The organism is Turicimonas sp. TL08, assembly GCF_054660695.1.
In genome coordinates this window covers 1-15,990 of record NZ_BAAGDP010000017.1, presented here as the reverse complement: position 1 = coordinate 15,990, position 15,990 = coordinate 1, and the positions used below count along the sequence as shown (strand labels likewise).

18 protein-coding genes, 1 tRNA gene, 1 rRNA gene and 1 pseudogene are annotated in these 15,990 nt (G+C 41.2%); 7 read left to right on the top strand and 14 right to left on the bottom strand.

What is annotated here, in order from left to right:
* Positions 1 to 35: 35 nt before the first annotated feature.
* Positions 36 to 389, top strand: coding sequence for a hypothetical protein (locus ACYQ4O_RS09200; protein WP_460175415.1), 354 nt, complete (start codon positions 36 to 38; stop codon positions 387 to 389).
* Positions 390 to 520: 131 nt separating this feature from the next.
* Here ACYQ4O_RS09200 and ACYQ4O_RS09195 read toward each other — a convergent pair whose 3' ends face one another.
* Both ACYQ4O_RS09195 and ACYQ4O_RS09190 read right to left on the bottom strand, forming a co-directional pair.
* Positions 521 to 940 (bottom strand): YolD-like family protein, encoded by a 420-nt coding sequence (locus tag ACYQ4O_RS09195; RefSeq protein ID WP_460175414.1) that lies wholly within the window; start codon positions 938 to 940, stop codon positions 521 to 523.
* Positions 937 to 2,448, bottom strand: a complete 1,512-nt coding sequence (locus tag ACYQ4O_RS09190) for a Y-family DNA polymerase (RefSeq protein WP_460175413.1) — start codon at positions 2,446 to 2,448, stop codon at positions 937 to 939. The genes ACYQ4O_RS09195 and ACYQ4O_RS09190 overlap by 4 nt, the downstream gene beginning before the upstream one ends.
* 414 nt (positions 2,449 to 2,862) lie before the next feature.
* On the opposite strand from ACYQ4O_RS09190, the gene ansB reads away from it, so the two are divergent.
* A complete protein-coding gene (gene ansB / locus ACYQ4O_RS09185; RefSeq protein ID WP_308513969.1) occupies positions 2,863 to 3,906 on the top strand; it encodes an L-asparaginase 2 in 1,044 nt (347 codons plus the stop codon).
* 286 nt (positions 3,907 to 4,192) lie between these two features.
* On the opposite strand, the gene ACYQ4O_RS09180 is transcribed toward ansB, so the two are convergent.
* A complete protein-coding gene (locus ACYQ4O_RS09180) occupies positions 4,193 to 4,702 on the bottom strand; it encodes a Fic family protein (RefSeq protein ID WP_460175412.1) in 510 nt (169 codons plus the stop codon).
* Positions 4,703 to 5,326: 624 nt separating this feature from the next.
* Between ACYQ4O_RS09180 and ACYQ4O_RS09175 the strand changes: the two genes are divergently transcribed.
* The 3 genes and pseudogenes from ACYQ4O_RS09175 to ACYQ4O_RS09165 all read left to right on the top strand — a co-directional run.
* Positions 5,327 to 5,680: a hypothetical protein gene (locus ACYQ4O_RS09175; protein ID WP_460175411.1), complete on the top strand. Its 354-nt coding sequence runs from the start codon at positions 5,327 to 5,329 to the stop codon at positions 5,678 to 5,680.
* A 256-nt stretch (positions 5,681 to 5,936) separates the two neighbouring features.
* Complete coding sequence (locus ACYQ4O_RS09170; protein WP_460175410.1) at positions 5,937 to 6,350, top strand: ATP-binding protein; 414 nt, start codon at positions 5,937 to 5,939, stop codon at positions 6,348 to 6,350.
* 58 nt (positions 6,351 to 6,408) lie between these two features.
* A pseudogene (locus ACYQ4O_RS09165) lies at positions 6,409 to 6,594 on the top strand (tyrosine-type recombinase/integrase); the annotation flags it as partial.
* Positions 6,595 to 6,599: 5 nt separating this feature from the next.
* Here the strand turns inward: ACYQ4O_RS09165 and ACYQ4O_RS09160 are convergent.
* From ACYQ4O_RS09160 to ACYQ4O_RS09140, 5 genes are all read right to left on the bottom strand, one after another.
* On the bottom strand, positions 6,600 to 7,202 hold the full coding sequence (locus ACYQ4O_RS09160) for a hypothetical protein (protein WP_460175409.1): 603 nt from the start codon (positions 7,200 to 7,202) through the stop codon (positions 6,600 to 6,602).
* Positions 7,195 to 7,428: a hypothetical protein gene (locus ACYQ4O_RS09155; RefSeq protein ID WP_460175408.1), complete on the bottom strand. Its 234-nt coding sequence runs from the start codon at positions 7,426 to 7,428 to the stop codon at positions 7,195 to 7,197. The genes ACYQ4O_RS09160 and ACYQ4O_RS09155 overlap by 8 nt, the downstream gene beginning before the upstream one ends.
* A gap of 9 nt (positions 7,429 to 7,437) precedes the next feature.
* On the bottom strand, positions 7,438 to 8,025 hold the full coding sequence (locus ACYQ4O_RS09150; RefSeq protein WP_460175443.1) for a recombinase family protein: 588 nt from the start codon (positions 8,023 to 8,025) through the stop codon (positions 7,438 to 7,440).
* Between the two features lie 13 nt (positions 8,026 to 8,038).
* Positions 8,039 to 8,878, bottom strand: coding sequence for a Fic family protein (locus ACYQ4O_RS09145; RefSeq protein ID WP_460175407.1), 840 nt, complete (start codon positions 8,876 to 8,878; stop codon positions 8,039 to 8,041).
* Between the two features lie 194 nt (positions 8,879 to 9,072).
* Positions 9,073 to 9,164 (bottom strand) — tRNA-Ser (locus tag ACYQ4O_RS09140).
* Between the two features lie 100 nt (positions 9,165 to 9,264).
* On the opposite strand from ACYQ4O_RS09140, the gene paeA reads away from it, so the two are divergent.
* A complete protein-coding gene (gene paeA / locus ACYQ4O_RS09135; RefSeq protein WP_460175406.1) occupies positions 9,265 to 10,611 on the top strand; it encodes a polyamine export protein PaeA in 1,347 nt (448 codons plus the stop codon).
* Here paeA and ACYQ4O_RS09130 read toward each other — a convergent pair.
* The 5 genes from ACYQ4O_RS09130 to ACYQ4O_RS09110 all read right to left on the bottom strand — a co-directional run bounded on the left by ACYQ4O_RS09130 (position 10,608) and on the right by ACYQ4O_RS09110 (position 14,726).
* On the bottom strand, positions 10,608 to 11,141 hold the full coding sequence (locus tag ACYQ4O_RS09130; RefSeq protein WP_460175405.1) for a GNAT family N-acetyltransferase: 534 nt from the start codon (positions 11,139 to 11,141) through the stop codon (positions 10,608 to 10,610). The two genes, paeA and ACYQ4O_RS09130, sit on opposite strands and share 4 nt — an antisense overlap.
* Before the next feature lie 48 nt (positions 11,142 to 11,189).
* Positions 11,190 to 11,891, bottom strand: coding sequence for a DUF4198 domain-containing protein (locus ACYQ4O_RS09125; protein WP_460175404.1), 702 nt, complete (start codon positions 11,889 to 11,891; stop codon positions 11,190 to 11,192).
* Positions 11,892 to 12,300: 409 nt separating this feature from the next.
* A complete protein-coding gene (yddG, locus tag ACYQ4O_RS09120; RefSeq protein ID WP_308515176.1) occupies positions 12,301 to 13,188 on the bottom strand; it encodes an aromatic amino acid DMT transporter YddG in 888 nt (295 codons plus the stop codon).
* Positions 13,189 to 13,190: 2 nt separating this feature from the next.
* On the bottom strand, positions 13,191 to 14,009 hold the full coding sequence (locus tag ACYQ4O_RS09115) for an ABC transporter permease (RefSeq protein ID WP_460175403.1): 819 nt from the start codon (positions 14,007 to 14,009) through the stop codon (positions 13,191 to 13,193).
* 9 nt (positions 14,010 to 14,018) lie between these two features.
* Positions 14,019 to 14,726, bottom strand: a complete 708-nt coding sequence (locus ACYQ4O_RS09110) for an ABC transporter ATP-binding protein (RefSeq protein WP_460175402.1) — start codon at positions 14,724 to 14,726, stop codon at positions 14,019 to 14,021.
* A 222-nt stretch (positions 14,727 to 14,948) separates the two neighbouring features.
* Between ACYQ4O_RS09110 and ACYQ4O_RS09105 the strand changes: the two genes are divergently transcribed.
* Positions 14,949 to 15,749, top strand: a complete 801-nt coding sequence (locus ACYQ4O_RS09105) for an aspartate dehydrogenase domain-containing protein (RefSeq protein WP_308515170.1) — start codon at positions 14,949 to 14,951, stop codon at positions 15,747 to 15,749.
* Between the two features lie 117 nt (positions 15,750 to 15,866).
* Here the strand turns inward: ACYQ4O_RS09105 and rrf are convergent.
* A 5S ribosomal RNA gene (gene rrf / locus ACYQ4O_RS09100) occupies positions 15,867 to 15,981 on the bottom strand.
* Positions 15,982 to 15,990: the final 9 nt, after the last annotated feature.

Sequence of the window (15,990 nt, the reverse complement as noted above, 5' to 3'; positions counted from 1 at the left end):
AATTAAGATGCTTCACTATGTTCTCAAAATCCTTGATGTCCAAAATAGCTTCTCTGACAGTCGGTCTCCTTCTATCCTCCATACCGCTGGAGTCCTCCTATGCTTCCTCTCAATTCTGCAGACTCATTTATGCAAACCTCTGGGGTGAAGTTTGGACAGAACATCCAAGTGAATTCATCGGAACCATCTCAAAAGAATGTCAAGGCTACCTCAGCATAGATACTTTCGGAAATGTCTATTGCGGAAACTTTATGATTAAGATCGGAGAGACAGGGAAATTTTCACCTGCCGAAGGTCGGATCTGCAAAGAATATGCCGGTGGCTTTTTTATCATTGACCCGGATTTTTCCTTTGAAGTTAACCTGTCCAATGTCATCGAAATGAAATAGTAATCTTGAAAATAAAAGGTTTCTCAGCGGTCTCTCCGCTAATGGTGCTGTACCATAAAGAGAGGTCGATCAATCATTAAGGAGCTCTGGATAAAAGCATCCACTTATTCTTCATCCTCGAAGAAACGTGATTACCAAGGCACCTGATCAAGAGAAGAGTCCTCGGTTTTGATGCCGACTATGTTCTCTAAAATGATCTGTCTGCCGTTCTCAAGCACCAGTTTCCGCTCAGTCTCATCTATTTTTTTTATGCGGGACGTTACTCTGCTGACTCTTCCCCCGGATTTGTGTGAGTCCGGTTCAAAAATAATTAGATCCACCGCATCGTCAAATTCGATGGCATCCCTCAGGGTCTGATTTATTCTTTCTATTTCCTGGTCGTCCAGAAGAGGTTTTTCTGCGACAAAGCGTGAGGCTTCTTTAACAGCCTCTTCATAACCCGTCAAAGCCGCAAACGGTGCGAATTGTGCTGCCCTTGCCTGCCGAGACATTTTTGGAAAGCGCGAAACCGGACGCTCAAGGTCAATAATGTCACTATAGTCTTTGATCATGCTTTGTGTCCGCCGATCTGATTGTTGCGCAGAATGCCGGTCGCGCCTTCTTCCAAGTTCATTCCTTTGACAATAGCATTCTTTCCAAATTTGTCTCGTAAAGCTAATATTGCCTCGTTCATCTTTCTCTCCTTCGCTGCCCTCTTATCGTCTTGATGGTCGAAGAGTTCTGCCATTTCCGTGCCGTCGAACAAATCTAACTGAGCCGTATCCTCCGACTCCTCACAAACCGATTTCTTAGGACATACCGCCGCAGACATCGTTATTCTGCGAATCAAAAGACTAGGATTCACAATATGTTTGAAAAGCTTCTCCATTTCTTTTCTGATTTCCGAAGAAGATGAGGTTGCTCGGGAAAGAGATACTGTTCCATGGGCCGGCTTGGGCACTTTCCGGCCGTAAGAATCTACTTTAATTGGGCCTTGATATCCGCTGCCTTTTTCGGCTTCATTCAAATTCTCTACATCGTAACCGATCGTCAAAACTATTTTTGTGGCTACATAATCTTTGGAAAAAAGATCTAAACCTAAAGCATCTGCCATTTCTTTGGTTACTAACAAGGCCTTTTCAAAAGAATATGGCTCCTGAAGAACCTGACCTGAACCAATACTTTTTCCATCGGGTTCAAATGACTTAATGTCCTTCATTGCGCAAGACTCTAGTCCCCATGCGTGGTCAATTAGAAGTTCTGCATTCACTCCGAACAATTCAAACAAATTTTTCTCGTTTTTAATAGAAAACCGAGCAACATCTCCCATTGTCCTTAAACCAATTTTCTCAAGAGAATCCGCATAACCTTTTCCGACTCTCCAGAAATCCGTGATTGGCTCATGGCTCCAAAGATTACGTCTGTAGGTCGTCTCATTCAATTCTGCAATCCGAACACCATCCTTATCCGGTTCACATTTTTTTGCCTCAATATCCATGGCCACTTTGGCCAAATACAAATTCGGCCCAATGCCGGCGGTAGCAGTAATTCCGGTCTTTTTTAATACTCGTCTAATTAATTCACGAGTCAAATTATGGGCCGTTGTCTTATAGGTTTCCAGATAAGGCGTGATGTCGATAAAAACTTCATCAATTGAATAAACGTGAATATCTTCGGGTGCAATAAGTTCCAGGTAGGTTTCGTAGATCTTCACGCTGGTGGCCATGTAGTGAAACATCTGCGGAGGAGCGATAACGAAATCCAATTTACTCTTCTCATTTGCTTCATACTCTTTTTTATCAAAAGCCGTGCTTTCAAATTCGGAAAAACCAGCTTTGCATTTTCGTGCCTTGTTGATTTCTTCGACCTTTTTCTGAACCTCGAATAAACGTGGTCTTCCGGGAATCCCAAAAGCTTTCAAGGCCGGAGAAACGGCTAAGCAGATTGTTTTTGAAGTTCTGGAAGGATCTGCTACAACCAAAAAACTCGTCAATGGATCTAAATTTCTTTCATAGCACTCGACCGATGCATAAAAAGACTTAAGGTCTATAGCGACATAAGTTCTCTGGCTTTCTTTCATTTCGCAGGCTCTCTTAACTTGTCCGAAAAAATATGCTCTAAATTTTAGACGTAACCACAAAGTGCAGGAAAAATACAGCAATCGGCGGAAAAACCGTCTTCTATATTTCTGAGGTTTAGAAGGAAATTCTTTAATCTTTGCGACAAAACAACAAAGTAAAAAGAAGCTTTGACCTCAAGAAGAATCTCGAAACTAACAATATATAGACCTTGAGCGGCAAGCCTTTGAAAGAACAGAACTTCTAAGGAAATATCCAACAATTGTCCTTTTTATTTGTTCGTATATACCGTATTTATGTGATTTTATTTCAGATTTGTACGTAATAAACTTTAAAAAAATATACAAATATTCACGTTTCGCATTCGTGACCACTTAGACGAATGAGAAATTATTTCCACATAGAGGAGGACTACGATGTTCACAAAGGCACTTATTGCCGCTTCTTTATCTCTTGTTTTCGGTGCAGCTTACGCTGCTCAACCTAATGTTGCTGTTTATGCAACAGGCGGTACTATTGCCGGTCAATCCAAAGCTGCAGATCAGACAAACTATTCCGCTGCTAAGGTAGGCGTCAATGCTTTAGTCCAGGCTGTTCCTGAATTAGCTAACATCGCCAACGTTTCAAGCGAACAAGTTGCTCAAATCGGCTCTCAAGATATGAGCGATGAAGTTTGGCTGACATTGGCCAAGAAAATTAATGCAGAATGCGGTAAGAAAGACGGTTTCGTAATCACCCATGGAACTGACACCATGGAAGAAACTGCCTACTTCCTTCAGCTGACAGCTAAATGCGATAAGCCTATCGTTCTCGTCGGCGCAATGCGTCCGTCAAACGCTCTCTCTGCTGACGGTCCTGCCAACTTGTACAACGCCGTAGCAGTTGCAGGTGATCCAACTGCCCGTGGCAAAGGCGTTATGGTTGTAATGAATGACCGCGTTCTCGGTGCCCGTGATGTGACTAAGACCAATACAACCGGCGTTGAAACTTTCCAGAGCCCGAATGCCGGCCAACTTGCTACTATCCATAACGGCAAAGTCCTTTGGGATGCAGCTCCGGTTAAAGCCCACACAACAGCCACTCCGTTCAATGTAGATAAATTGGAAAAACTGCCTAAGGTCGGTATCGTTTATCAGCACGCCGGAGTCGAAGGCATCCAGGCTCAAGCTTTGGTAGATGCTAAGTATGACGGTATCGTCACCGCCGGTGTCGGTAACGGCAACCTCCATAAGTCTACTTTCCCAATCATCGAAAAAGCAGCTAAAGACGGCATCGCTGTAGTTCGTTCTTCTCGTGTTCCAACCGGTTCCACAACTAAGGACGCAGAAGTAGATGACGCCAAGTACGGCTTTGTTTCTTCCGGTTCTTTGAATCCTCAGAAAGCACGTGTTCTCTTGATGCTCTCCTTAACACAAACAAAAGATCCTAAAGAAATTCAAAAGAATTTTGACCAATACTAATATTGTCTAATTTCTAACAAAAGCAGAAAAAGGTGGTTCACAAGACCGCCTTTTTCTTCATTCTCATCGAGTATCGAATGGTTTCTTAGGTTTATTCTTACTTAGGAAGCAGGACGTTCCAACTGTTTTCTCCGGAGGCGCTCTTGAATTTTTATGTTTATACCGTTCTTTTGCCAGGATGATTTGGGTTGAAAGAGAGACTCTTGCAAGAAGATTATTGTTTCACAGCAACTATAGAACTTTAACGAAAAAACGACGAGGTCATTTTAACGTCTCTGATTTCTGGCTATTCTCTAGATTTTTTAAAGGCAAAAATTTCTGACTTAAGATTCTTTATGTGATTTTTCATCATAAAAGAAGAAAAGATGGCTTTATCCTCTTTCTCTCCAGAGTCTACTAATGCTTGGATGTATTCAGCTTTATCCTCTTTTAAAATTTTTGTAGGGAAAAGACGTAACTTGTTTTGCAGGTGGTTCATTACTAGCCGGGAAGTTCTTCCGTTTCCATCTGCCCAAGGATGTATTGTGATTAAATCGAAATGAGCTTCAAACGTGAATAAATATTTTTCATAGATTTGTGAGCCTCTCTCAAAAGAATTCCTTCTGACGTTTACCTCTTGGCACCAGTTATTAAGTCTATCCTCGTTGTTTAAGAAACTTAAATAAGAACGGCCTCCCGTTCCAGCACTAATATTTAACCTTCTGAAATCACCGCAAGATGAATCAAAGGAACCTTGAAGAGTGTTGTAAATGCTGCCGGTATTTTTCATAACAGCAGCACTTAATTCTCTGAGCATTGGAAGAGAAAAGTCTTTTTTTCTTGAATAAACCTGTTTGTCCTTTCCTGAAATTGGTTGACTCTTCTTTGGTTTAAAAACTGTTTTTTGTTGACTACGCTTGCCTATTACTGTTTTAGGTTGACTTTGGTTTTACCTCCCTTTGAATTCTATGTCAACTTTTCTTAGTTTTAAGTTGTTCTTCGTCGGGGTTCGGCTTGAAGCGTAGCGTAAAGCCGAACCCCTTCCGAATACATCTGAACTACAACCTTCAAAAGTTTTTTCTTCTTATCCGACCACTCCTGGGGCTTGGGTTTTAGAGATCCATCTTCCTTAAATTGTTTAATCCAACGATATATCGAAGAACTTGAAATCGACGGAAATGACGAAACAAGCACCGGAAGGGACAGACTATTTTCATATACTTCAATTACAGGGGTCCGCTCTATGTTTCTCTTCTTGGCTTTGACCATATTGACTCCTTAGAGAGTCAACTTATTTCAGTCTGAGACTGTTAAAGAATTCAATCTAAGGCCTTACTCCGAAAGACCGAATTTAAACCGGACCGCACGGTTTGAATCTGAAGAGAAGCATTTGTTGCGGCCTTTGCCCTTAATTGAATACCATCCGAATTGCATAACTTTTATGAGCACGGTTCAAAAAAATAATGTTGTCCGCTACCAAGACAAAAGATATCCCGTTAGATACGGATTTGTGGGACGGAAGGTCCAAGTATTTCTTGATTACACCAAGAATTTAGTCACGGTTCATCTGCCGGAGACCGGTGAGTGTATCGGCAAGAAGTGTATCGACGATATCGGCTCAAGCTTAACGGCACCCACGATGCTCGAAGATCTTCCGGAACCTCTTAAAAGATATGTTCAAAGCAAAGAGGAGCTTCTCGAAAGAATCGAAAAGAGATTTGGGCCGGAGCTTCACAAAGTTGGTGTACACATTGCAAAGTTAAACAACAGCTTTGCTAGGCGTCATCTAAATTGATTGTTGGTCCTTGGGGCTAAATTTGAAATGGACATCCTCAACAAAATTTGTCAGTAAGTCCTGAAGAGCCGAGTTGTTACCTTCCAGCGCTTCAAAGCAATAGTAGACGGCTTCCGGCCCACGGCTGATCTCAAAAAGGAAATTAGACATATCTCAACCGAAACGATCCAAGCCTCAGAGATAAGAGGGACGGATCACTATAAGGAATTAATCGAGCGTAAACGCAAAGACTCTAATCAGAGCCAGGAGAATACAGATGACTAAAAGAACAAGTGCTACATTTGCAAAAAAGGATCAGTTGGAACTAGCCGTTATAGAGTGCTGGGACGCATTGAAGCACCCCACTGCAAGAGATGTTTTCATCGCCCAGTCCAAAGATCCAAAGTATTACGGCATGGATTTCTCTGGACGTCTAAGCCTTATTTTACAGGCTGAGATAACTAAAAGAAAGGAAAGAAGAACCGAGAGATTGCTTAAAGAATCGAAAATCGACGATAAAACTGTGAGTGTTCAAAACATAGTCTACTCAGAAGAGCGCAATGCAAATGCTGCCGTTATTAAAGAATTGGCGAAAGGAAGGTGGCTGGAAAATCCAGGCAAAGACTGGATCATCGTTACCAGAAAACTCTTACCTGGCTACCAGAGAAGCATCGTGAAAAAATGCAAGTGACGATGAGACTGGAACCAATGACGACGCCAGCAAGAATTCTACAAATCAAGCAGATTTTGCCGACTTGGGAAAAATCCCCCCGCATGATTTACGCCGGACTTTTGCCACACGGATGCTGGAAGCTGGTAGCGATCTCTTTTTATTGCAGAAAGCGATGAGCCCCTCTTCAGTAGCTACCACCGCTTTCTATGACTACCGCAACGAACAAAGCCGACGCAAGGTAAGTAAAGAACTTACTTTCTGAAACTTTTATCTTTCTAGCTCCTCTTTTTTTATTTTTGTCACATCTATGAACTCTTGTATCCACTTTTGGTTAATCCTCCCACGTATGAGTTTTTGTTTTTTTATAAGTAGAGAAAGAAATGGTTTTCCTCTGCTGTTATCCACTACATAGAGCCTATCGCACAAATTAACGATCTTTATGTAGTTAGCAGTAAGTCTTGATACTCTTCTCTCAACATCTGCCGGAGGTACAAAATGACCACCCAAAGAAACTCTCTGTAGGATTCTTTGGACATTGATACTAGAATCGCTTACACCAACTAGAACTCCGTTGATCTTATAGCCTCGGTTTTTAGCCTCTTCCAATAATCGAAATTCTGACTTACCTGAAAAAGTACTTTCAAATACAAAAGGTATATTTAACGAAACCAGTTTTCTTCGTTTTTCAAGAGCCTCTTTTGCTCCAACAAAGAAGTTGCCATGATTTTTCTCAGTTAAGAGATCAGGATTAATGTACTGCATATAGGACAGAGATGGAATCTTCCTTTTAGCAACCTCGTAGATAGTAGATTTTCCAGCTCCATTTACGCCGGCAAAGAAAACGAGTTGAGGCTTGGGCAAGTTAGACATATTTAACCACTTTTTTCCCATTAGGGTACTCGGTTATTACTTTATTAGGATCTTTTGAATCTTGATAAGTAATAGGAACTCCTTTTGCAAAATGTTTCTCCCTAATCATTTTTTCAAATGAGCCATCCGAAGTCAATTCTTCCAACGTCTTCTCAAATTGCACCTCCATGATGTTATCCAATATTCGATTTTGAATATCAACAGATTTTTTAGTTTGTTCATCCATAACTTTTTCCTATTTCTCTTCTGTCCATCTAAACCTTCCACTCATAACCTGACGGCTTTTTCTTTGCGTACTTTTACAAAGTACTTTGGACGACCTCCAACTGTTTAGCTGCTTATCCCATAGGCAACCGTTCTCAACCAGAACCTTTGCGCTTTTCAAAATTTCAGAATCTATAGTTTTTCGCCCTTTAAAAGTTCCTCTTTCCTTTGCCTTTGCAATTCCCTCTTTTTGTCGCTCAAGAATAAGCGAACGTTCAAATTGCACAACGACTCCCAGCAGATGAAGAAGCGGCACCGACATAGGATTCTTTTCCTTGTCTGGGCTGAATTCAATAGACTCCTTCGTAAACTTTACGGTCTCTCCTCTTTTATTGAAAGTTTCAACCAGAGTAAGAAGATCTTGTAAGTTGCGTGCGAGGCGATACATGCTATGGACATAAACAACATCACCGGCAGAAACTTTTTCTAGAAGACAATGCAGTTGGGGCCGATCAGGGTTCTTTCCGGACACTTTATCAATGAGGGTCTGATCTATGGCGATTCCATCCAATTGCCGGGCGGTATTTTGATCAACTGAACTTGCCCGAATGTAACCCATATTTGCCAAAGCTTTACCTTTCTAGTTCGATTGATGGTCTAGGGAAATCTTTTCTTTGTTGAGGAGTATAGAGCTCCTTCACGTTATTTTCAAAGAACTTAAACATACCGTTAGCATCACGGGTTTCACAGAATTTCTCAAGTTCGTTATGAAATAGTTCAGCTTCACGATTAAAGACAGTTATAAGAAAATAACCATCTTTCATTAAGCAGCCGTTCATCATCAAAGAGGCAGTTCTTTTATTGGCATCATAAAAAGGTTGAGTTCTTGCCATGAACAAAAAAGTTGCAATAGTTCTTTCCGCAGGAGATTTAATTTGCTTAGTCAGGTGATTAAACCCTCCCTCCAAAATCTGGGACAGATTTTCAGTCGGCGGTACGCACTTAACGTGATGGAGAGATACTGGTTTATTTCTGATTACTCCCCATTCAAGAGCATCTTCCGTTGCAACAAAAGAATATATGAGACAAGGAGATTTAATACTTAAAGAAAATTCATTGTTAAACAGTTGCCAAATTAAATTTTTACAACCGTCTCCATAATTTTTCACTTGCATTAAATCAAAAATACTTATCCCTCCAACGGATTGGCCTTCGAGAATTGAAGCTGTCTGTGGTAGAGTCGTCGGGTTGTTTTCAAGACTTCTTATGCAATTCCAAGTAATTTCAACCAGATTCTTCTTGAATATTGCACAGGCCTTTTTTGTATCTCCAATGTACGGCAGATTGCAAAATCCACTATTTTCCGACTGGCATTCCACTTTTTTCGGGAGCGCGTCCCCAGGGTAGCCTTTTCTGGCATGGCGTTCACTATTCTTCCGGCATCTAACCACATTAAGTCTGAGTTTTTTCACTCTTAAAAAATGGCGACTAGGGTTTTCCTTAAGACGTTCTATGTCACCAAAATGTCACCACTTGGTGACCTTATGCAACAGAACTTATTTGATAAACTTTGATAACGCAAAAAATTTAATACCTTGAAAATCAATAAGTTTGGAAGGGATTTTAAGGTTTCTGGGAAGTTATTTGATAAAGTTTGATATCAGGATGGCGGAGAAAGAGAGATTTGAACTCTCGATACGGGGAGACCCGTATACCGGATTTCGAGTCCGGCGCATTCGACCACTCTGCCATTTCTCCGCACAAGGTCGTTATCTTATCAGATCAAAACCGCTTTAAGCTGAGTAAATTCTTTTTTTACTTATTTTTGCCATAATAGTCCACTGTTGCGGAGAAAAAAATGGAATTAGATCTAACAACAAGACTCATTATTATCGTGGCATTGATCCTTTCTAGTGCTTATTTCTCAATTGCCGAAATTTCATTAGCTGCCTCAAGCAAAATCCGAATGCAGCAATTAATTGAACAAGGAAACAAGAGAGCAAAACAAGTTCTAGATCTTCAAATCAAACCTGGACCGTTTTTTTCAGTTATCCAAATCGGAGTTAACGCGATTGCAATTCTCGGCGGTATCGTAGGTGAAACAGTATTTTCCCCCTTTTTCGAACAATTTTTTCTTTATTTCTGCGCTCCGGATTTGGCCGCCTCTTTAGGCTTTTTCTGCTCTTTCTTTGCGGTCACAATGATTTTCGTTTTGTTCGCAGACTTAATTCCCAAAAGAATTGGTTTGAACAAGCCCGAAAAATATGCATTGCTTTTAATCGGCTCAATGCGATTCTTGATTCTTATCTTGAAGCCTTTCGTTATTGCATTGACGGGCCTCTCAAATTTCTTCTTAAAAGTTATGGGTGTTCCGACAAAGAATGAGGCCACAATTACGAGCGAAGATCTTTTAGCCACTGTTGGTGCCGGGGCAGAAGCTGGTTTGCTTGATAATGATGAAAAGCAAGCCATTGAAAATGTTATTAAATTAGAAGATCGTTTTGTCACTAGCGCAATGACTCCAAGAGATTCTGTTACTTACTTCACTCTTGGAAATTCTCTCGAGGATATTAAGAAGAAGATTGAATCGGATCCTCATAGTAAATATTTAGTCTGCGACAAGAACATCGACAGAGTTATTGGTTATGTTGATTCCAAAGATCTACTCTGCAGGGCCTTGGAAAATGAGAGTCTTTCACTTCATGAAAAGAGCCTCTTAAAGAGTATTCCTTGTCTGCCGGATACATTATCTCTCTCGGAAGTTTTGGAAGTCTTCAAGCAGCAGGGAAAAGATATTGCTGTTGTGTTGAACGAATATGCTCTTACGGTGGGAATAATCACTCTAGGAGATGTCATGAGTACGGTGATGGGTAACCTGGTACAAACCGAGGATGATTCCTATATCGTACAAAGAGAAGATGGGACTTGGCTGATTGACGGGGCAACCCCTATCGAAGATCTTGAAAGAACCTTAGAGCTAGATAAAATGCCCGATGATGAAAGTTATGAGACCGTTGCCGGATTCATGATGTATATGCTGAGAAAGATTCCAAAGCTAACGGACAAGGTAATTTACAGCGGATATAAATTTGAAGTCATCGACGTGGATATGAACCGGATTGATCAAATCTTAGTCAGCAAAATTGAGACAGAGAAAACGAACAAAGAGGAGAAACAAGGTTTAGAGGAAAAGCCCGAGAATTAATCTTCATCACTCCAAAGAGGGTCAAATCGTTCCCAAAACTTTTTGACCTTTTCTTCATTCCAGTTTCCAATTACCATCGTTTGAAAAAGTTCTCCTCTCCACTCGTGCTCTTTGCCAACTTTTTTAAATCCTAGGCGTTTATAGAAATTCAAGCGTTTTAGTCGAGTCTGCAAACGCTCAGGTGCGCTTTCTAGTGGGACTTCGCAGTGAAGGAAAAGAAGGTCGCTGGGATACGCTTCCTTAACGAAGTTCACAAGCCTTGAGCCTACTCCTTTGCCTTGGTGTGCCGAATCGGTAGCGAGGTAAAAGATATAACTTATGGGAGGAAGCGTAAGAAGAGTAACGAAGCCTAAGACTTTGTCTCCTTCAGCAAGAACCCAGGCATCGGCACCCTCGACAGAAGGATCGAAAAAAGGCTCTAAAGAAACTCTCTCGTGGACCGGAAATTGATGCATGAATACGATCTTTATTTCTTCCACAAATTTAGATCCGGCATCAACCTTAGTAATCTTAGGCTCTAACTCTTTCATTCCTTAGAATTCAAAACAAATCCCTTGTATTCTAAAGGATAACGCCTACTATTGTTTTACAAATTTAGTCCATAAAACACTTCCCAGTTCGATTGGAGAACCATCCTTGCTGACTGTCAGAGAATTTGCATTGTTAAGAGCTACAAAGCCCCACCATCCTTCCCAGGGGATCGTAAAGTCAATTACGCCGTCTTTGTTCGTTCTCAGAAGAGTAATGATCTTGGTGGTTGCTGACGCACCTTTATAGTTATCAGCCCCGTAGTATTCCACTGCGACTACGGTATTGACAGCTGGCTTGCCATTCAGAACTACTAGCGCTGAGAACTTGCCTCCCGCAGCCTGTCCAAAGGCAGGAGTCATCGGAAAGATTTGATTCTGCATTTCTTGATATTTCGGCCAATCACCGTTTTGTCCATAAACCGGTTCCATCAATCTTCTGACCTGTGGGCTGAAAGGATTATCAGAGCCTTTTGGATAGACAATGAATTGATAGAGACCTGGTCTCATTATTTGGAAATTTGTGGTCCAGCCGAATTTGTCCTGTGCTAATTGGTTGTTGAATTGGGCCATGTAAGTAATGGCTTTACCATTGACTACGATAGTTTCAGGTTTTGCCTGATTCAAAAACCATGCGGGGCTTGAATTGTCAATTAGATAGCTTGCTCCGATTGATTGGGAGAGACAGGGTGTGCTAAGAGACACACTGGCTGCCAGTAAGGAGATTGCAATCGTTCTTTTTAAACAATACATCTGTGTTCCCTTCTTTCATAAGGATAATTATCGGTTTGAGTGTAGGGGATATTGTTAAAAGGAGTAATTGTTTTTGCTTAGATAGGGCAGAGAGAGGGCGTAATTTCAAGCAAGAAGAAAAGATCTATTCCCATTTAGGTTAGAAGTCCAGTCCTTCCTTTAACTGTTATAAGGTTCGATACTGTTTCGAAGTAGTTCTTAAAATACTACTGACATGAAACCATCTCAAAAATACATAGAGTTGCCGAATTCAAACAAGGTGGCCCCACAGTCTCTATTCTTGTTCCGAACTCTCTTTTTAGCATTATTAAAAGCTGTTATTTAAATCTTCGGCAATATGTATAAAAAAGCTCAAACTCTAGGTTCCTATAACCCCATCGTCTAAATTCCGGAGGCTTCGCCTAAGTTGTTATATAGTGGCTCTCCAGCAAATAAAAGAAGCAACAACTACCATACCTACCCCAATCCAGAAAGCTCCTGTTAGCTGAGCCCCGATAAAAATGGATGCAAATACGCATGAGAGGACCGGTGTGAAATAGGAAACAATCGACAGAATAGTAATGTTTCCTTTCTGAACACCAATAGTCCAAAAGCCATAAGCAAAGCCTAAAACCAATGCTGCTAAAACTGCGATGCCTAAGCCGAACCAGGTAAAGTCTTTGGGAACTTCAACACCGGATAAGTTCAGCACATTAAAAATAATAACGTCAGCGGCAAAAACTAAGACGGTAGGATTTTCCCCTCTAGACCACGCTTTTGTAAAATTGGAATATGCCGCCCATGAAATAGCAGCCGTCAACCCGAGAAAATAACTCAAAGGATTTTCGAGAATATGGAAATACATTCCTTTGAAGTCAACCAATACATTTCCGCTGAGAACAATACATATACCGTAGATAGCACCGACCATGCCGATCCCTAACCACCATTTAGCCTTTTGATGGTTAAAAATAACCGCAAAAAGAATAGTTAACGAGGGCCAAAGATAGTTAATCATTCCGACTTCCATGGCCTGAGTACCGCCCTGAGAAAGAGCTAAAGAAAAAGCAAAACTCATAGAGCAGGTTATCGCACTTCCTAATCCGCACAAGTAGTATTTCCAAGGAATCTTCTGTAGGTTAGGAAGTCCGAATAGAAAGAACACGATAATAAAGGAAAGCGTATAAGTTATCGCTAAGCCTCTCCCTACCCCCAGATAGTCGGTAATTCCTTTGATAAATGAAACAGAAAGGCCCCAGGTAATTGGGGCTGTACATCCAAGCAATGTGGCCTTTTTAGCCGATAAATTAAACTGCATTTCTAATTTTGTAAGCTTTCTAATCGAATGAATTGATCGTCACGAGTAAAAAACAGGCTTCGAACCATTCTAATTGAAAGCCAAGATACTAAAGCCGCTGACGCAGCAATACAGAAGAAAATTAATAATTGATATCTGACTGCCAATAACGGAGAAACACCAGCAAGAATCTGACCGCTCATCATCCCAGGCAAAGCGACAATACCGAGAACCATCATGGAGTTAATAATCGGCATCAAGGCTGCTGTCATAGCCACTTTCACAGATTCTCTACTTGCTTCCGCTGAAGTTGCTCCTAAAGCCAATAAAGTTTCTATTTCATCAGCACGAGCTTCAAATTCGCTTCTCAATCTCTCAACAGCCAAAGATCCGGCAACCATGGATTGAGCAATAAGCATTCCTCCCAAAGGAATAATGTACTTACCCTCCCAAAGAGGCTCAGGTCTCACGACAACAAACTGTAGATAACATAAGACTGATAAAGCACCTAGGGCAATAGATACGAAGAGGATCTTAATAATCTTAAATTTGATTTTTTTTGAAGCTATCCCTTTTAGGGCCCTTTCGGATGCCTGTGAAGCGAACGCCACCATAATAATGAGCAGCAGAGAAATTACCCAAGGGTTGTCTTGAGCAAATACCCATACCAAGAGATATCCCATGATTCCTAATTGAATGCATGCTCTAACTACCGCGATTACTAAAGATTTGATGAGTTCTAATCTATAAACTGCAGACAAGAGAATAACAATTCCAAGAGGAAGCATGCCAATTGCCATTTGAGCGTATGAGATCTCAATTGAACCTAATGTGGTAGACATATTCCCTCCTTACAATTTATAAGCCTTAAGAAAGTTCGCAACTCTCTCATTAGAAGGATTATTGAAGAACTCATTCACGGGCAAAAAGGCAACAACTTTACCTTCTTCTAACATCAAAACTTTATCAGCAAGGAAAGATGCCTCTTCAAGCCGATGCGTAATCATCAGACTTGCAGATCTCTTTTCTTTAAGATGCTCTTTTAATACCTTGAGAGTCTTGCAAAATTTATTAGATGTTTCTACGTCTAACGATGCAGTAGGTTCATCGAACAGTAATACAACCGGATCGAGCATCAAGGTTCTGGCAATCCCTATCCTTTGTTGTTGTCCGCCCGACAACTCTGAAGCTTCTACAGGCAACATTTCTGAGGTTATGCCCGCCTCCTGAATGGCTCTAGCGAACCTTTTCTCAAGTTCTTGTTGGGTAACCTTCGATTCATACTGTGCGCCCATCTTGATATTCTTTTCTGCATTCCCAGGGAACATTACGGCTTTCTGAAAAATATAGGCCACCTGTTCACGAAGAATATGAACGTCATACTCTTCTAAGTTTTTACCATTCCAAAGAATCTGACCGCCAGTACGACCGTAATCAAGACGATTTAACTGTCTCAACAGCGTGGACTTCCCAGCCCCGCTCGGACCAACGATGCAGACAAATTCTCCTTCTTGAACATCAAAAGAAACGGAATCGAGAATTTTTTTTCCACCTTTCACAACAGTGAGATTTTGTATACTGAACGCTGTCATTTTTTATATGTTTCTCAACGTAACTCACGGAACAATCTAAACTTATATTGTAAAAAAGTAAAAGGAATAACTCTAATACGGGTCATCCTCATAGTGGATGGACTGATTTTTAAAGATTTTTTCTGGTTTTTCTGTATTTTCTTTTTACAATTAATACGAAATAAACAATAGGAATGAAAGGAAGAATTTATGAAAAAGATTGCAGTTCTGGGATGTGGAGCTTTAAGTCAAACATTCTGTATGAATGTTAGTCGTCTTTTAGAAGATGACTACTTCATTACAGCTGTTTTGGCAAAGCATCATGAACACGCCGTTGATTTGTCGATGAAGATTGGGAGCTTTGCCTGTCACAACCTCAGGGAATTGCTCTCTTTAAGACCGGACATAGTCGTAGAATTTGCCGGGGTAGAGGCTGTAGAAAAATATGCTGAAGATATTCTTTCATCCGGATGCGATTTAGTCATCGCCTCTGTGGGAGCTTTGGATGACAAAGACTTCAGAGAACACATTATTAAGGTCGCAAAAGATCATGAACGTCATATCTATGTCACCAGCGGCGCAATCGGCGGCATGGATATCATGTCAACTTTCGCAGCTTACGGCAATCCTGAAGTCAGCATTGTCAGCGTAAAACCACCTCAGGTCTATGACAACTCTCCGTATTTGGCCAATAAGCCGGTACGCAGAGATCAAGAAGTGGTTGTGTTTGAAGGTGACGTACACGCGGCTATAAGAGGCTTTCCAAGAAACGTTAACGTTTCCGTAGCTACTGCCTTGGCCTCACATGCACATGATATGAAAGTCAAATTGATCAGCGATCCAAGTGCAACAAGAAATACTCATACAGTAACTTTGCATAATCCGATTATGGACGCACAGCTTACCTTCTCTGCTGAACCGGATCATGAAAACGAAAGAGCCAGTATGTCAGCAGCGTGGAGCGTTATAGCTCTCCTGAAGAATTTATCTTCTCCGCTTTCCTTCTTCTAGCTCGACAGCCTTCTTTGATAGAAAGCCTCGCCCAAATGCGAGGCTTTCTAATTGTGAGCAAAAAAGACAAAACCCTCGGAGCCGCAATGACTTCGAGGGCCTGTTTTAAATAATTGAGCCCGGAGGCTACCTACTTTCGCAAGAAATACAACTCACTATCATCGGCGTGGAGGCGTTTCACTGTCCTGTTCGGGATGGGAAGGAGTGGTTCCACCCTGCTATGGCCTCCGGGCTTTAACTT

What these genes read in the sequence shown, in the direction of transcription:
- ACYQ4O_RS09200 (WP_460175415.1), top strand. Translation starts at nt 36, where the DNA reads ATGTCCAAAATAGCTTCTCTGACAGTCGGTCTCCTTCTATCCTCCATA.
- ACYQ4O_RS09195 (WP_460175414.1), bottom strand. Translation starts at nt 940, where the DNA reads ATGATCAAAGACTATAGTGACATTATTGACCTTGAGCGTCCGGTTTCG.
- ACYQ4O_RS09190 (WP_460175413.1), bottom strand. Translation starts at nt 2,448, where the DNA reads ATGAAAGAAAGCCAGAGAACTTATGTCGCTATAGACCTTAAGTCTTTT.
- ansB (WP_308513969.1), top strand. Translation starts at nt 2,863, where the DNA reads ATGTTCACAAAGGCACTTATTGCCGCTTCTTTATCTCTTGTTTTCGGT.
- ACYQ4O_RS09180 (WP_460175412.1), bottom strand. Translation starts at nt 4,702, where the DNA reads ATGCTCAGAGAATTAAGTGCTGCTGTTATGAAAAATACCGGCAGCATT.
- ACYQ4O_RS09175 (WP_460175411.1), top strand. Translation starts at nt 5,327, where the DNA reads ATGAGCACGGTTCAAAAAAATAATGTTGTCCGCTACCAAGACAAAAGA.
- ACYQ4O_RS09170 (WP_460175410.1), top strand. Translation starts at nt 5,937, where the DNA reads ATGACTAAAAGAACAAGTGCTACATTTGCAAAAAAGGATCAGTTGGAA.
- ACYQ4O_RS09160 (WP_460175409.1), bottom strand. Translation starts at nt 7,202, where the DNA reads ATGTCTAACTTGCCCAAGCCTCAACTCGTTTTCTTTGCCGGCGTAAAT.
- ACYQ4O_RS09155 (WP_460175408.1), bottom strand. Translation starts at nt 7,428, where the DNA reads ATGGATGAACAAACTAAAAAATCTGTTGATATTCAAAATCGAATATTG.
- ACYQ4O_RS09150 (WP_460175443.1), bottom strand. Translation starts at nt 8,025, where the DNA reads ATGGGTTACATTCGGGCAAGTTCAGTTGATCAAAATACCGCCCGGCAA.
- paeA (WP_460175406.1), top strand. Translation starts at nt 9,265, where the DNA reads ATGGAATTAGATCTAACAACAAGACTCATTATTATCGTGGCATTGATC.
- ACYQ4O_RS09130 (WP_460175405.1), bottom strand. Translation starts at nt 11,141, where the DNA reads ATGAAAGAGTTAGAGCCTAAGATTACTAAGGTTGATGCCGGATCTAAA.
- ACYQ4O_RS09125 (WP_460175404.1), bottom strand. Translation starts at nt 11,891, where the DNA reads ATGTATTGTTTAAAAAGAACGATTGCAATCTCCTTACTGGCAGCCAGT.
- yddG (WP_308515176.1), bottom strand. Translation starts at nt 13,188, where the DNA reads ATGCAGTTTAATTTATCGGCTAAAAAGGCCACATTGCTTGGATGTACA.
- ACYQ4O_RS09115 (WP_460175403.1), bottom strand. Translation starts at nt 14,009, where the DNA reads ATGTCTACCACATTAGGTTCAATTGAGATCTCATACGCTCAAATGGCA.
- ACYQ4O_RS09105 (WP_308515170.1), top strand. Translation starts at nt 14,949, where the DNA reads ATGAAAAAGATTGCAGTTCTGGGATGTGGAGCTTTAAGTCAAACATTC.